This is a genomic window from Patescibacteria group bacterium (genome assembly GCA_028707065.1).
Classification (GTDB): Bacteria; Patescibacteriota; Patescibacteriia; order Patescibacteriales; family WJLG01; genus JAQTUZ01.
In genome coordinates, this window is sequence record JAQTUZ010000015.1 from 1 (window position 1) to 15,462 (window position 15,462).

General features: G+C 45.4%; 12 protein-coding genes and 1 tRNA gene. 6 read left to right on the plus strand and 7 right to left on the minus strand.

Annotated features, from left to right (window positions below; translation table 11 throughout):
- The 4 genes from PHE24_05095 to PHE24_05110 form a co-directional block, all read left to right on the plus strand.
- Positions 1-1,932 (plus strand): putative glycoside hydrolase (locus tag PHE24_05095; GenBank protein MDD4902482.1); only part of this gene is annotated, 1,932 nt, incomplete at its 5' end.
- A gap of 144 nt (positions 1,933-2,076) precedes the next feature.
- Positions 2,077-3,966: a hypothetical protein gene (locus tag PHE24_05100; GenBank protein MDD4902483.1), complete on the plus strand. Its 1,890-nt coding sequence runs from the start codon at positions 2,077-2,079 to the stop codon at positions 3,964-3,966.
- A 184-nt stretch (positions 3,967-4,150) separates the two neighbouring features.
- A complete protein-coding gene (locus tag PHE24_05105; protein ID MDD4902484.1) occupies positions 4,151-5,854 on the plus strand; it encodes a DUF2207 domain-containing protein in 1,704 nt (567 codons plus the stop codon).
- 147 nt (positions 5,855-6,001) lie between these two features.
- On the plus strand, positions 6,002-8,857 hold the full coding sequence (locus PHE24_05110; protein ID MDD4902485.1) for a CARDB domain-containing protein: 2,856 nt from the start codon (positions 6,002-6,004) through the stop codon (positions 8,855-8,857).
- A gap of 72 nt (positions 8,858-8,929) precedes the next feature.
- Here PHE24_05110 and PHE24_05115 read toward each other — a convergent pair whose 3' ends face one another.
- The 4 genes from PHE24_05115 to PHE24_05130 form a co-directional block, all read right to left on the minus strand.
- Entirely contained in the window at positions 8,930-9,127 is a 198-nt protein-coding gene (locus tag PHE24_05115; protein ID MDD4902486.1) for a cold shock domain-containing protein, read from the minus strand.
- Between the two features lie 221 nt (positions 9,128-9,348).
- Positions 9,349-9,420: transfer RNA gene (locus PHE24_05120), tRNA-Glu, on the minus strand.
- Between the two features lie 401 nt (positions 9,421-9,821).
- Positions 9,822-10,775, minus strand: a complete 954-nt coding sequence (gene fmt, locus PHE24_05125; GenBank protein MDD4902487.1) for a methionyl-tRNA formyltransferase — start codon at positions 10,773-10,775, stop codon at positions 9,822-9,824.
- A gap of 10 nt (positions 10,776-10,785) precedes the next feature.
- Positions 10,786-11,214, minus strand: a complete 429-nt coding sequence (locus PHE24_05130; GenBank protein MDD4902488.1) for a GIY-YIG nuclease family protein — start codon at positions 11,212-11,214, stop codon at positions 10,786-10,788.
- Positions 11,215-11,352: 138 nt separating this feature from the next.
- On the opposite strand from PHE24_05130, the gene PHE24_05135 reads away from it, so the two are divergent.
- Positions 11,353-11,973, plus strand: a complete 621-nt coding sequence (locus PHE24_05135; protein MDD4902489.1) for a DedA family protein — start codon at positions 11,353-11,355, stop codon at positions 11,971-11,973.
- 75 nt (positions 11,974-12,048) lie between these two features.
- On the opposite strand, the gene def is transcribed toward PHE24_05135, so the two are convergent.
- Entirely contained in the window at positions 12,049-12,513 is a 465-nt protein-coding gene (gene def / locus PHE24_05140; protein ID MDD4902490.1) for a peptide deformylase, read from the minus strand.
- A gap of 182 nt (positions 12,514-12,695) precedes the next feature.
- Here def and PHE24_05145 point away from each other — a divergent pair, with 182 nt between their 5' ends.
- The gene (locus PHE24_05145; protein ID MDD4902491.1) at positions 12,696-13,004 is read left to right on the plus strand and encodes a hypothetical protein; all 309 of its coding nucleotides are present in this window, start codon (positions 12,696-12,698) and stop codon (positions 13,002-13,004) included.
- A gap of 139 nt (positions 13,005-13,143) precedes the next feature.
- Here the strand turns inward: PHE24_05145 and amrB are convergent, their stop codons facing one another.
- Both amrB and PHE24_05155 read right to left on the minus strand, forming a co-directional pair.
- Complete coding sequence (gene amrB, locus PHE24_05150) at positions 13,144-13,941, minus strand: AmmeMemoRadiSam system protein B (GenBank protein ID MDD4902492.1); 798 nt, start codon at positions 13,939-13,941, stop codon at positions 13,144-13,146.
- A gap of 124 nt (positions 13,942-14,065) precedes the next feature.
- Positions 14,066-15,412 (minus strand): hypothetical protein, encoded by a 1,347-nt coding sequence (locus tag PHE24_05155; protein MDD4902493.1) that lies wholly within the window; start codon positions 15,410-15,412, stop codon positions 14,066-14,068.
- Between the last annotated feature and the right edge of the window lie 50 nt (positions 15,413-15,462).

Sequence of the window (15,462 nt, forward strand, 5' to 3'; positions counted from 1 at the left end):
GCCACTCTAAGAAAATTGCGCCAATTAAATCCAAATATTATCATTTTGGCCTATATCACTTCCGAAGAAATAGATAGTACGCCGCAGGATTCGACGCTGGGAAAATTACGCAACGAGCTATTGAGCCAGATTGACTCGTCTTGGTGGCTAAAAGATAAAAGCGGCCGCTTCACTTCCTTTTGGTCGCAAACCAGGATGTTGAATATTACTGACGGTTCCGGACAATCAGCTGCCGGAGAACGCTGGAATGATTTTTTGCCCGAATTCGTCAATAGCAGAATTATGTCCACGGGACTTTGGGACGGCGTCTTTTTTGATAATATCTGGCCGGATATTTCCTGGTTCAATGGCGGCAACCTCGACACTAATAACGATGGCCAGCTTGATAGCAAAAGCGCGATGGATAATGCCTGGGCGGCAGGCAATAAAAAAATGTTGGCTAAAACACAAGCGCTTTTCGGCGGCAAATATCTGATCGCGGCCAATAGCCGGCACGATACAGCCTATCAGCCATATTTGAACGGCATCATGCTGGAAAGTTTTCCCGCTCCCTGGGAAGCGGACGGCACTTGGGCCGGCTCGATGAAATCTTACACCGATATTAAGAATTTTTCCCAACCCTATGTTGGCATTCTGAATTCCAACACCAATAATACTTGGGGGGTGAGCGATTATCATAAAATGCGTTTTTCTTTGGGTTCGGCGCTCTTGGGCGATGGCAATTTTTCTTTTGATTATGGCGTCAATGACCATTCACAGACCTGGTGGTATGACGAATATAAAGCGTCTTTGGGCAACGCCGTATCCGCGCCGATTAATATTTTGGACAAGAGCAATAAGACTTATAAGAAGGGATTGTGGCGCCGCGATTTTAACAATGGTATTGTCGTGGTTAATTCCACCGACCAGACGCAAAATTACGTTTTTACCGATGAAGCCTTTAATAAATTAAGCGGCACGCAAGATCCGAACGTCAATAACGGTTCGCGGGTAAATTTGGTGAGCATCGCTTCTAAAGACGCGGTAATTTTATTGGGCGATTTGGCCAGCCGAAAAATTCCCAGCGCCGGCCAGCTTGCGCCCGCGGCGGGAGCGCCAACTCCGGCAACGCCGGCTCAACCGGTTTCTTCGGGCAAAACCACGGAGAATATCATCACTGACGCGGTTTTCAAGAACGGAACTTTTTTCCGCGTTTTTGACCAAGCCGGCAATCAAACCCGCAGCGGATTTTTCGCTTTTGATTCTCGCTACGCCGGCGGCGCGCAAATCATTTCCGCCGATATTGATCATAATCAGATCAACGAAACTCTGGTAAACAGCAATGGCCTGATCACGATTTATCGCGGCGCGCAAGTTTTAAAATCATTCAAGCCTTTTGACAGCGTGTTTAAGGGGGATATTTCTTTGGCGATCGCCGATTTGAACGGCAACGGCCAAAAGCAATTGGTTATCGGAGCTGGCAAAGGAGGCGGTCCGCAGATAAGAATTTTCAGCACTGACGGCCGTTTGCTTTCCGGCGGTTTTTTCGCCTATGATCGCAATTTCCGCGGCGGAGTCAATGTGGCGGCGATCGATTATAATAATGACGGCAAGGACGAAATATTTACCGGCGCGGGCGTCGGCGGCGGCCCGCAAGTGCGGATTTTTAATCGGGACGGCAAGGTTCTGGGCGGTTTTTTCGCCTATGATAAAAATTTACGTTCCGGCGTATCAATTACGGTAGGAAATTTAGGCGGGACAAACGAGAAAAGAATCATCACCGGAGCCGGACCCGGCTCTCAGCCGCAAGTCAGGGTTTGGGATAAATTCGGCAAATTGATCTCGCAATTTTTAGCTTATGACAAGGCGGCAACGGCCGGCCTGACGGTTGTCGCGGCCGATATCAATAACGATGGCAAAGACGAAATACTCGCAGGGAATACTTCTTATTGATAATAGATTTAAGCTGATAAAACAATCAGAACAAAGATCAAAGAACAAAAAACATTTTTTCGATTTGCTCTGTGCTCTTTGCTCCTTGTTCTCAGTGCCGATAGCGCAAGACCTAAAATAAATGTATAATTAATTTTAAACTATATGAACGACAAAAATCAGAAAAATTCACCCGTGATCGAGGCGGAGGAGATTACGCCTACGGAGGTTCTTGCCGAACTTGGAAAAGACGACGCGGTTGAGCTGGTCAAGGGGAAGCTTAATCTCAAGAAAAGCGGCAACATCATCATCGGCACGATCAATGTGATGGCTAGTCCGCTGGCCAAGCATTTAAAAAAGCGCCATGAAAGATTTTACCGCGACAGCAAGTTCCATCTGGCGGCCGATATCTTTTTTGTGCTGTTGATCCTGGGCTTGGCGCTGATATTCTTGTATTTTTACACCTTTCAGCCTAAGGCGCAGATCGATTTGCAAGCCACCGTCGCCGCCGACAGCGTGATAAGCGGCCAGAGCGAAACTTTCACTATCCAATATAAAAATAACGGCAAAGTGGATATAAAATCAGCCACGCTTTCGCTGGTTTTCCCGGAAGATTTTGTTTTGCTCGCGGCTAATCCGCAAAATATCTGGTCCGATCAAACCAATACTTTCACGATCGGCGATCTGCCCCGCGGCGCCAACGGCAAAGTCAAAATCACCGGCATAGCGCAGGGAGCGGTCGGCTCGCCGCAAACTCTCAACTATTCTTTGAATTATCTGGAAAACGGCCGGGCCGCCAATATTCTCGGTTCTTATATTTTTTCTCTGGAATCATCCGTCTTGAGCGTAAGTTTTGACGCTCCGAAACAGATTTACCGAAATCTCGATTTTGCCGGAAACATCAATTTGAAAAATAACGGCCTGGCCGACGTGACGGAAGAAATCGATTTGTCTTTTGCCAACAGCCCGATAATCATTAAAAGTATTTCGTCGGATCAGGCGAATCTGGTCAATGGCGTCATTATCGTTAACGGCCTGAAGGCCGGCCAAAGTTTGGCGATCGAATATGAAGCGGCGGCGAGCGCGCCCGAAGGAAGTTTAGCGGCAACGCTTGAAGCTGATTTGAATTTGGACGGGCAAAAGATGAAGCAAACAACGGCCGATCTCGCGCTTAACGTGACCGTGCCGAAATTCGGCGTTACCATTTCCGCCGATAAAAAAATCATCAAGAGCGAAGAAGCCGTGAATTTTAAATTGAATTTTACCAATCAGGAAGGGGCGGCGATCAATAACGCGAGTTTGACGATCGTGGCCGCGGACAGCGCCGTGGTCCTTAAAAATTTGGCGCTGACCGGCGCGAGCGCGTTCAAGACGACCGGCAATACCATTGTCGTGGGAGATTTGGCCGCGGGACAATCCGGCGAAGTTGATTTTTCCGCTTTACTTTCGCGCAAGACGATCAGCGTTGATCAGCAAACCGGCATCATCGCCGACATCAATTACCAGGCGGGCGGCCGGCAAGTCGAATATCAGATGTTCAGCCCGAAAATTAAATTTTTATCCGATTTGCAAATCGGTTCCAAGGGACTTTATTACAGCGCCCAAGGCGATCAGCTGGGCGTCGGTCCGCTGCCGCCGATAGTGGACGTGCCCACGCATTATTGGATATTTTGGGAGATCAATAACGCCGGCAATGAATTGAAAAATTTATCGGTCAGCGCGGATCTGCCCGCCAATGTCGGCTGGACCGAGCAGAAAACGGTTTTGGCCGGCGATTTGCGCTACGGCCAGATCAGCCGCAAAGTCGTCTGGACAGTCGATGATATTGCCGCCTCGGGCGGAAATTATCGCGTCGGTTTCGAAGTCGAGCTGATCCCGACCGCGGCCGATCTGGGAAAAATTCCAATGCTTATTTCCAATATTCAATATAGCGCGACCGATTCTTTCGCCGGGCAGGAAATATCCGGCACTTTATCTAATATTGACGCCAGCCTGAAAGATGATCCGACCGCCTCGGGGAAGGGGACGGTCATTGAGTTGAAAATTGTAAAATAGTAAGTGAAAGTAATCCCGCCGCGGCGGGACAAGAAAGTAAAAAGTATCTCTCTCTACTGGCCGCGCCGCAGTTTCGCGCGGCGGACTGCGGCGAAAAGGCGGCACAAAACAACATGATAAACAAGTCTTGCCATGCTGCAGTCTCGCGGAGCGGACTGCAGCTAATAGGGGTAATAAATATAATATGAACAGAAAAATATTTTTTATCGCGGCAGCGTTTGTTTTTTCTTTTTTGATTTGCCAGAGTGTTCTGGCCGAGCAGATCAATGATTTTCAAACGTCGATCAGAATTAATCCGGACGCGAGCATCAATGTCACGGAAAAAATATTTTACGATTTCGGCGATCTGGAGCGGCGCGGAATTTATCGCGATATTCCCGTAAAATACCAGCGCAACGGCTTGAATTATAATTTGAAAATTTCGCAGATTTCAGTCACTGATGAGAACGGCCGGGCGGATAAATTTTCCACTTCTCCCGCGGGAAAAAATATCAGGATCAAGATCGGTGATGCCGATACTTTGATTTCGGGTGTGCGCTATTACGTCATAAATTATACGATCAAGCGGGCGATAAATTATTTTTCCGACCACGATGAACTCTACTGGAATACGACTGGCAACGCCTGGACAGTGGACATTAACCAGGTCGAAGCCACGGTTGTTTTACCGACTGGCGTCGACGAAAATAAAATTTCCTCCGCCTGTTATTATGGTCCTTATGGCAGCCAGACCGAATGCCAGAGTAATTTGAGCGGCCATGCTGTTTTATATTCTTCGGCAAATTTGGCCGCCGGAGAAGGGATGACGATTGTCGCCGGTTTCCCCAAGGGTTTAGTGGCCGAGCCGACAGCTCGGGGAAGATTAATTGATGCTATTAAAGATAATTGGGCGTTTGGCATTCCGATTTTCGCCTTGATCATTCTATTCTTTGTCTGGTTGAGATTTGGTCGCGATCCCGAGGATAAAAATCCAATTGTGGCGCAATACGACGTACCGGATAATCTGACGCCGATCGAAGTTGGCACGCTGATCGATACTCGGGCTGACAATAAAGATCTGTCGGCGGAAATAATTTATTTGGCGATCAACGGCTATCTTAAAATAATCCGGCAGGAAGGGGTGAAGATAATGGGAATCGGCATCGGCGCAGATTACCTTTTGGAGAAGTTGAAAAATTCTTCATTGTTGAATAATGACTTTGACCGGCAATTGCTTGATGCTCTGGTTCCTGATAAAGAGCGCAAGCTGTCGGAGATCAAGCAGGATTTCGGCGCGGCAAGCAAATTTCAGTCAGTCAAGGCGGCCGTTCATGAGAAGTTAGATAGCGCCGGTTACTTTTCCACGAAAACAAAGGCGCTGAAGTTGTCTTTATCTTTTGCCGGTTCGTTATTGATCGGCGGCGGAATCTTCGCTTTAATAATGGCAAATAGCATTGCTTTATTAATTTCATTAATTGCGCCTGGCGTTTTATTTATTGTCCTCGCGCAATTTATGGGGCAGAGAACGGTCAAGGGCGTGAAAACGGAAAATTATCTCAAGGGTTTGAAATTATATTTGGGCGTGGTGGAAAAAGATCGCCTCGAATTCCATAACGCGCCGGAAAAAAATCCCCGGACTTTTGAAAGATTTTTGCCCTATGCCATGGCGCTGGGCGTGGAAAAAGCCTGGGCCGGGCAATTTGAAGGAATTTATACCGAGCCGCCAGCTTGGTACGTTTACCCGGCCGGTTACGGTTTTTCCGTTATTCATTTTACCGACGATCTCCATTCTTTTTCTTCAACGGCTAATATGTCGATGGCGGCGTCGGCGCAGAGCGGCGGCAGCGGCATGGGCGGCGGAGGTTTTTCCGGCGGCGGCTTTGGCGGCGGCGGAGGCGGATCTTGGTAGAAAAGCAAGGGAATTTGCATAATTCAGCGATTAATGGTATGGTAACAAAAAACAAAAAGGGTAAAGGGGGATATCGAGATTCACGATTTAAGGCCTGGTTTTCATAAGTTTCATAATTTTAACTTTATAAAAATAATAATAAAATCTATGAACAAAAAAATCCTGATTGTGTTTTCATTAATCCTGCTTTTTATCGCCTTTTCGGGCGTTAAAAACGCCAAAGCGGAAGAGATCAAACCCGATCTGATCGTCAGTTCTATTACCGAAAACGTGGCTGACAAATCCATCAATGTCACTCTGAAAAATATCGGGGCGGCTGATGCCAACCTTACAAATTCAGTGGTGTGGGCTACCTACGGATTGAATAATGGAGCAGTCGAATATGACGCTTTTATCAACGCGGGATTTTTGGGCAAGGCGGTTTTAGTACCAGGGGAAGAATATTCCGTCTTATTCAATAAAGCCAACTATTTATTAGCTGATATCAATTTTAATTCCGGCTCAACTTACCTAGTCAAAGCTTATGCTGATGTTTATAATACAGTCGCGGAGACAAACGAGAATAATAACGTCTTGGAAAAAACCGTGGTCGTGCCTTCTGACGCCAAATCCGATTTGGTCATTAGCTCGATTTTTGCAAATACGACCAGCCAATCCATCAGCGTCACCCTGACGAATACCGGAACGGCTGCGGCCAATATTTCAAATTCCACAGTTAGGGTTACTTATAATAAAAATGGCTCGGCCAATGAATATGAGGCCCTGATCAACGCCGGATTTTTAGGCAAGACGACTTTGGCGGCCGGAGAGGATTATTCGATCATCTTTAATAAGCAGAATTATTTACTCGATGATATAAATTTTCAACTCAGCACTTCTTATACTATCGATGCCTACGCCGACTACAATAATACCGTGGCCGAGTCGAATGAGAATAATAATAAATTGGAAGTACCTTATAACGGCTCTGACGTAGTAGAGCATTCGTCTAATTTCGATGTTCCGACCCTGGTTATCACTCCCGGCACCGCCACTATCACCAGCGAGAACAAGGGGATTATTTATTGGACTACCAATGTTAATGCCAATTGCGGCGTTGATTTCAGCAAGAATTCCGATCTGAGCGGGATAATGAGCGCTAACGGACAATTGATTCAAACCGGATTACCGACCAATGACGGAAAATTTTATTTCATGGCGCAGTTATCGAATTTAACGCCTAACACCGATTATTATTATTATATTATTTGCACTACCGTTAATGGGCAGAACGCGACAAGCGAGATAAAGCGCTTGCCCAAATCCAGTTCGGTGAGCATAATAATTTCCAATCTTGGCGTTCCGACCGCCGCTATAAATTCCAATAGTTTAACTGTAAATTGGATTACCAATGTCAATACTGATAGTATCGTTTTTTATCGGGAATATGGTCAGGATTCTTGGTCATGGCAGGGTACATCCGATTTATCCACGAATCACAGCGTTAACTTGGTCGGATTGAAGCCGGCGACGACTTATTTTCTTTATGTAAATGCTAAAGATGCCAATGGTAACGTGGTTAAGAGTGAGACTAGCTGGGGAGAAACGGCTGCCGCCAGCGCCGCGCAAAATCAGGTAAAAATAACATTTCCCAACGGCGGAGAGAATTATCAGCAGGGAGAATATATCACCATTAAATGGCAAGGCGGCAAGGATGTCGTGCAGATCGGAGTAGCCAGTTACGACGCTAGTTTTGTCAATGGTCAAATGAATGGAACATTGCTGGGATGGATTGATACACATAACTATCCGGACGGACAGCTGGTTTGGAACGGCAAGACGATTTGCGATGCGGCGATGGGCAGTTGTTTTAATTTATACCCGGGTAATTATAAGATTATCGCGGTTTCTAAAAGTACGGTTGGCAATTTGCTTTTGGGAAACGGTGTCGGGGGAGATACCGGCAATTATGATTTGAGTGATAATTATTTCACGATTTCTTCAGCCACCACCAATATCCCTCCGGCCGTAACCGAACCGGTCCTTCCCGCCGGGCAGGATCTTAAGAGTTTGATCAGCTCGACTTATGGCAGTAATTATTTAAATCACCAGATAACCAATCCCGCTTCGGTCACCAGCGGACTGATACTTTTCCGCGTCATCAGATCTTGCGCCACCGGAGCGCCGGTTGATCAGAATTATCCTCAACTGACAAGCTTCGGCCCGGGTCGTTTGGTACAGGGTCATCTGCAGGAGGTTAATTTGGATACTGCCAATTATTATAACTACACTTGCAATTCCCGCTTCCAGGAACAATGTATCGCTGACGGCACTTTTGATTCCTATTACGATGAATTTTGCGCTACCGGTGTTGTGACCGCGAGTCCTGTCGCTACGGTAGCCGCGCCGGTCGCGGCAACGGCCAGTATAATCGCCATTAACGATAATGCCAGCCAGCTATACAGCGGCTCGATCGATTCGCTTTTGGCGCAATTGAATGAAATGAAAAATACGATCGCCGAGCAAGCCGCGCAGATCAAATATCTGCAAAGCTTGATCAAGAATGTCGCGGCAGTGCCCTCGTCCACGCTTAGCAATATCAATAATTTCATAACTTACGGGGTTGATTACAATACCGTCAAGCTGGGTGCCGGGCAAAGAGCGGCGGTCGTCAATTCGTTCAAATCCGCGTTCTACCGCCTGCCCACCACGCAAACGGATTTTACGGACGTGGTTAAGATCGCCAACGGCCGCTGGCCGGGGCAAACCAGCGCGAGCTCGATAGCTTGGGCCCAACAGCAATTCCAAAAAGTATATTTGCGCGCTTCGAACATGAGCAACGTCAACGATAATGCCGCGGTAACGATTATGGCTTATGGCTTGATGCAGCAGGCCGTTAACCGCAATTTAAAGAGTGAAACGGTAAGCATCAATACTTTCGAAAATATTTTCGGGAGATTGCCCAGCTCGGCGCAAGACTGGAATACGGTCGCCGCGATCGCCTATTCCGGAGCAATAAGATAAATCCGTAATAAATTTTCCAATAAAAAATCATCCGCCCTAGGCGGATGATTTTTTATTTATTTAAAAAAGTTATTAAGCTTTTCTAACTTGAGCCGCGGCCGGACCTTTAGGGGTCTCGCCGATTTCGAAAGTGACGGCGTCACCTTCTCTCAACTCGCTGAAATCGACTCCTTCCAAGCTCGAAGCATGGAAAAACAGATCTTTGCTGCCGTCGGCAGGGGTGATGAAGCCAAAGTTTCTGTCGGTCAACTTTTTGATGGATCCTTGCATGTAAATGTAAAAATCTAGTTTGTTAATTAGTTTTAGCGCCGGGAAATTCGACTTAATTTCCTTTAGCACTATCTTCGCCTCTCTTTTATGGAGAAACGGTCAGTTTTTACCTAACACTAGAAGTATAGCATAAAGAAATATCCTTGTCAATGATTATTGCTAATATTGTCAATGTCGGCGTATATTTGGCAAAATACCGTCCTTTGGTAGAAGTTTATTAGTAGTCCCTAGGGGAATCGAACCCCTATTTTCAGGATGAGAACCTGATGTCCTAACCGTTAGACGAAGGGACCTCATTTGCGGGCGAGCAAATGATCACCCAGGCCGAAGGCTGTCCGGGTGAATCATTTTACTTGTCATTTACGTATTTGATTCTGTCTAATAATTCTTTCTTTTTAAAACTGTTATTTTTTAATTCCAGCTCTCTTTTTCTTGCGACTGTTTTATTGCAATAGATTTCGCAATATTTTAAGACAAAGGGAATCTTATGTTTAATCGATTTTGTTCGCCCTTCATTATGTTCTTTTAATCTTCTTCTTATGTCGTCAGTATACCCGATATAAAAAGTACGATCTTTTTTGCTCTGTATTAAATATACAAACCACATAGATAGAAATTAGACAGGATGCCACCCAAAGGGTGGTCAGCCTCTGGGTGAGATTTGCAGATAGTATAAATAAAAAGTTGCTTAAAGTCAAGACAAGATCGAACCGATGAAATCGGCGTGGCCGCGCAGGAATTCCTCGGCTGTCATGGGCTTGCCGCCTTCCAACTGCAATTTTTTAATCACCAAAGCCCCGTCACCGCATTGCATTGCCATTTTTTCGTTATCCAAGAAAATTTCCCCAATTTTAAATTTATTTATCGGCAGAACATTGTTTTCAACCTCTAAAATTTTAATAATTTGTAATTTATAATTTTTAATTTGTAATTGTCCGAAGGCCGACGGCCACGGCATATAAGCCCTGACCATCCGCTCGATTTCTACTGCCGGTTTAGCCCAGTCGATTTTTCCATCTTCTTTTTTAAGTTCTCGCGCGTAAGTCGCCAGTTTTTCATTCTGCGGTTTCAGTTCCATAACGCCCGAGGCAAATGCTTTCAAAGTTTCCGGCAGCATTTGCGCTCCTAGTTTGGCTAATTCATCGTGCAAAGTTTCAGCAGTTTCATTTTTTAAAATATTGATCCTCATCTGGGCGATGATCGGCCCGGTGTCCAAGCCTTTATCCATTTTCATGATCGTCACGCCGGTTTCGGTATCGCCGGATAAAATCGGCGCTTGGATCACGGCCGCGCCTCGCCAGCGGGGCAAAAGGGAAGCATGAATATTAATACAGCCGAATTTTGGAATGTCCAAGATGCTTTGCGGAATAATTTGGCCGTAGGCGATTACGACGATAAAGTCAGGTTTAAGCGCGGCAATTTCATCTTTGATATCTTTTATTTTTGCCGGCTGCAGAACTTTTAAATTATTTTCTAGCGCGACGGTTTTGACCGGCCCCGAAGTAAGCTCTTGTTTTCGGCCGATTGGCTTGTCTGCTTGAGTGATGACAGCAACAATTTCAAAGTCAGTGTCCGCAATCAGCGCTTTGAAAACCGGAACGGCAAAGTCCGGCGTGCCGGCGAATATTATTTTAAGTTTATTTTTCATAAGTTACTGTTTAGAATGCTTTATTACAAAGCGATACCCTTCTCGTTTTGTCATCCTGAGCGCCGCGCGAAGGATCTATTTTGTAGGATGCGCGGATTTCCTCAGCCAGATTTTTTATAGTTTCATTTGAATACCCGGATTCCCTAATAATTTTATCTGACAAGTCTAATAATAACGGATTATCTCTTTTAATCAAGTTTATTTTTTTATTTTTGCACCAGCCCTTTAATTCTTTTTCTCTTTCGACCGCCCGGTTGAAATATCCGTGCGGTTCGTAATAAACTAAATATTTCGTTTTATATTTGCGGGTGAACGCACAACCGAAGCCGAATTTGTGCTCGATCATTCTTCTGACCAGATTGTTGGTCATTCCCGTGTATAAAACAGTTTTGCGATAATTGGTTAAAAGATAAACGAAAAATTGATATTCCCTCCTCATATCAAAATTATTTATGTTTAATTGATATTTGATTCGCTCAAAATTTTTTTTGAAATATGAACGCTTTCTCGGATAATAGATCCCTCGCGACGCGCTCGGGATGACAAAAACAGAAATTATCTCTATAATTAATTTATTATGAATTTTATCAATAATTTGATTAATATTTTCGGCCACCTCGGTTATCAGGGTATTGTTTTTTTAATGGCGCTGGAAAGCTCGATCGTTCCGGTGCCGTCCGAGCTGGTAATGCCGCCGGCGGGAATTTTGGCGGCGCGCGGAGAAATGAATCTTTGGCTGGTCATCGTGGCGGGCGTCGTTGGCAGTTTGATCGGCGCTACCATTAGTTATTGGATTTCCTGGCTCTTGGGCCGGGCGGTTATTCTGATCTTGGCCGATCATCAGATCGCGAAAATTTTGCGCATCACTCCGGAGAAGGTGGAAAAAGCGGAAAAGTTTTTCTTAAAATACGGTTCAATTTCGATTTTTGTCGGGCGCCTCTTGCCGGTCATCAGGCATCTTATTTCTATTCCCGCCGGATTTTCCAAGATGAATTTCGGCAAGTTCGTGCTTTACACTTTTCTGGGCTCGGCGATCTGGGTTTCGGTTTTAGCTGTCGGCGGCTACTATTTAGGTTCAAAGATCGAAGTTATCGCGGAACACTTTAAAACAATAGTTGAAATATTATTAGTGATTGCAGTATTGGGATTAATAATGTTTTGGATCAGAAAAATAAATAAAAAGAAATTAGAAATTTGAAATTGGAAATTTGCATTTTAAAATTATATTTCTCAATTTCAAATTTCTAATTTCAAATTTCTTTTTTTTCTTCATCTATTTTTTTAAATTCTTCGCTTTATCGACAAATAAAATTCCGTCCAAGTGATCGATCTCATGCTGGATCACCCGGGCAAGAAATCCCGAGGCATTAATTTTTTCTTTGGCGCCGCGGCGGTTGCAAAAAACGCAGGTGATTTTTTTGTGGCGCTTGACGTCGCCGAAGATCAGCGGTACTGACAGGCAGCCTTCTTCGTTCCATTCTTTGAGCCAGGATTTTTGCACGATCTTGGGGTTGAATAAAAAAATCGGGCCGTTCTTGGTGTTAACGACTATCAGGCGGACATTTTTGCCGATCTGCGGCGCCGCCAGCCCCACCCCTTCTTTTTTGATCATTGTCTCCCCCAGATCATCGCTTAGTTCCTGGAATTCCTTGGCCGTGATCCGATCTTCGCCGATCACTTCTGATTTTTTCCGCAATGCTTTGTCGGGCAGAGTCAATATTTTCAAAACATTACCCATATTGAAATATGTTTGAATGTAATACTAATCCACGAATACATACTAATACGACGAATGTTTGTTAAGCACTTTATTCGTCATATTAGTATGTATTCGTATGACATTAGTATTACATTAAGACATTGAAAAAAACCTAATTACATGATAAATTATAGTATTAAAAAGGCGGAAAGGCAAATCTTATGGGAAATGATAATAAAGGTGAATTCGAGAGTTTAGGATCGATATTCATCCAAAAAAAAGGCCGCGCGGTAAAGAAGCCGCCGGCTTATGCTTGGCAGGACTTGGCGTTGAGAGTCATTGCCGATTTAGGGGTACCGGCGTTTAAACGAAATTCAATTTTTAAAATTTGCCGCGATTATCCCAAAGAATTCGTCGAAAGATGCCTTAATGACACGAAAGAGCTATGCCAGAGCGGAGAGAAGTGGAAATATTTTTTGAAAGTAGTCGATGCTGAAAGCAAACGCCTGAGGAATATTGAGGAAAAATGAGTAAAAATATTTTTTACCAAGAAGATGGTTGGAACAGAGAACAAAGATCAAAGAACAAAGTTGATTAAAAATGCTCCTTGTTCTTTGCTCTTTGTTCTGTTGCTTCGCATTTTTAAAAATCACCATTGAAGGTGATTTTTTAGTTTGGTAGCGGTTTCAGGATCATCGAGAGATAGCCGACGCCGAAAGGGGATTCATAGTCGGTCGAATCGATCTCATAGCCGTTGGCGCCGAGAATTCCCCAAAGCAGGGCGATCGCCTTTAGCCCGCACGGTTTGGTTTCGGCGATCAATTTTTCATCAAGTTTTAAGAATTCCTCAATAGCTTTATTTTGCAATAATTCGATTATTTTCTGGTCAAACTTGACCGCGCGGGGAGAAAATCCGGCCGGCGATTTTTTTTCCAAGGTATGCGCCAGATCGCCGGAAGCCAGAACGGCGATTTTTTTTTGGCCCTTTTTAATCGGCGCGCCGATCATTTTGCCCAAGTTAAAATGTTCGGTAAGGCTTTGGCCGGAAATATAAAGCGGGACGATCTCGATATTTTTTTGATTCAGAAGCAGCGAGTAAAGCGGCACGCCGCAGCCATGGTCCAGGATCGGCTGGGAGATCGCCTGCACGCGATCGTTTTCGATCAGGCTTTCGCGGATCGACTGCGCCAATTCCAGATCGCCGCCGACTTTAAGTTTGGTGGAAAAGTCGCCGAACTCTTCAAAATTAATGGCAAAATCAACGGCCAGATTTATGCTCCAGACATTTTCCCTGACCAGACCGTGGGAAGAGATGATGACGATCGTCTCGATCTTTTCCGCGGTCAGCGCCTCCTCGATCTTGGAATAAGAATTCTTGGTTTTCTCCAAACGCAAAATATTTTCCTTGCCGATGGAAGGAATAAGCAGAGGCGGGTGGGGGACGATGGCAGCGAGACGTAAAGACATGGCGGTGGCGGTTAAATTGATTTATTTTTTTATAATCAAGCGGTAGTGATTAAACGGCGAGAACATGGAGCAAAGAACAAGGATCATTTCTGATGCTCTTTGTTCTATGTTCTATGCTCCGCGATCAAAAGTTGTTTTCCTTTATAACTTCGCCGTTGTCATAATTGGCCAGGAATTGCGGCGAGACCTTGATCACGTTGGAAAGTTTATAGCCAAGTTTTACGAACAAGTCGGTGGACATGAACGGCCGTTTTTTTCCGCCGACAATAAGATAGATGGCTGGCGATGAAGGAGAGCTTAAGAGCTCGCCATCGCCGAAAAGCACCGGGTTGGTGGTGGGATATTGGGCAAGTTCCGCGGCGGAAGCTTTGATAATTTTTTTATTTTTGAACTTGGTGGTAAGCAAGATTTTGTCGGGTACGGGCGCTTTTTTGCCTTCATAAACCCAATAGACGCCGCCGGTTTTGCTGTCCTGCAGCAGCGCGCCCGCCGGATAAGTCGAGGTGGCGTAGAGCGGCGCGCCTTCGGGGTAAGAATTAATATCATCCCAGCCGGCGGCCACCACTTCAACCGGGTTATAGCCGAATTTTTTAAAGACCGCCTTGGAAGTGAAGCCGCGTTTTTGATCGTCAACCAGCAGATAGACCGTGCCGCGCGGCGAGCGGATCAAAGAATAATTGGCAAATTTTATCGCCGTGCTGGTGCCGAATTTATCCAGGTCGGCTTTTTCGATTAAGATGATTTTATTGGCATCGAATCTTGAAGAGAGAACATTGAGCGAAGTAAAGGGGCGTTTCTTGCCGTTTTGGATCAGCCAAACTGTTTTATCGCCCTTGATCTGCAACAGCGAGCCGTCGGGATAATTGCGCGCGAAATATTTTTGCCAGAGCACGTAAAAATTATAATTGCCGTTGTAAACGTGCGGCGTGTAATTATAAAGCGCGGCCGTGGCGATATTATAAGGGGTCACGCTAACCGGGCCGTCGACGATCGTCGAATACTTATTGGTAAAAACATAAGTGTTTCCCTTTTGATAGCCATAATCGCCCGGATTGACCATATAATCGTAAAATTGCAGCGTGGCGCTGTTCACCTGTTTCCATAAACCTTGCCAGCGGGCGTTGCAGCCGCCGCCGTCCGGGCAGCCATAACCGGTTGCCCAATCAAGGCTTCCCGGGGAAGGATTGGGATCTTCGACCAAGCCCTGTTCTTTTTGCAAAAGCACTAAAACAAAACGCGGACTGATCTTATTGGCCTGGCAGCGGTCATAGATCGCCTGCGCCGCGGTTTCGTTGATCCCGGTATTGGGGTCGGTTACCGCGTAAGCGGCCAGATAACTGCCGCGGCTTTCCAGAAATTTTTGGATCTCCGGGGCAGTCATCGAGTTATAGTTTAAGATCTCCGCGTCGCTGATAATATAATTAGGGTCAAAATCAGACCGGACATCCTGGGCCAGCGCTGTCTTGGCCATTCCTATTATGATTAATAAGGTTACAACGAAGATTGCCAGACTTTTCGATG

Excerpts from the sequence above, each read along its gene's own strand:
- PHE24_05100 (MDD4902483.1), top strand. The coding sequence starts at position 2,077 with ATGAACGACAAAAATCAGAAAAATTCACCCGTGATCGAGGCGGAGGAG.
- PHE24_05105 (MDD4902484.1), top strand. The coding sequence starts at position 4,151 with ATGAACAGAAAAATATTTTTTATCGCGGCAGCGTTTGTTTTTTCTTTT.
- PHE24_05110 (MDD4902485.1), top strand. The coding sequence starts at position 6,002 with ATGAACAAAAAAATCCTGATTGTGTTTTCATTAATCCTGCTTTTTATC.
- PHE24_05115 (MDD4902486.1), bottom strand. The coding sequence starts at position 9,127 with ATGCAAGGATCCATCAAAAAGTTGACCGACAGAAACTTTGGCTTCATC.
- fmt (MDD4902487.1), bottom strand. The coding sequence starts at position 10,775 with ATGAAAAATAAACTTAAAATAATATTCGCCGGCACGCCGGACTTTGCC.
- PHE24_05130 (MDD4902488.1), bottom strand. The coding sequence starts at position 11,214 with ATGAGGAGGGAATATCAATTTTTCGTTTATCTTTTAACCAATTATCGC.
- PHE24_05135 (MDD4902489.1), top strand. The coding sequence starts at position 11,353 with ATGAATTTTATCAATAATTTGATTAATATTTTCGGCCACCTCGGTTAT.
- def (MDD4902490.1), bottom strand. The coding sequence starts at position 12,513 with ATGGGTAATGTTTTGAAAATATTGACTCTGCCCGACAAAGCATTGCGG.
- PHE24_05145 (MDD4902491.1), top strand. The coding sequence starts at position 12,696 with ATGGGAAATGATAATAAAGGTGAATTCGAGAGTTTAGGATCGATATTC.
- amrB (MDD4902492.1), bottom strand. The coding sequence starts at position 13,941 with ATGTCTTTACGTCTCGCTGCCATCGTCCCCCACCCGCCTCTGCTTATT.
- PHE24_05155 (MDD4902493.1), bottom strand. The coding sequence starts at position 15,412 with ATGGCCAAGACAGCGCTGGCCCAGGATGTCCGGTCTGATTTTGACCCT.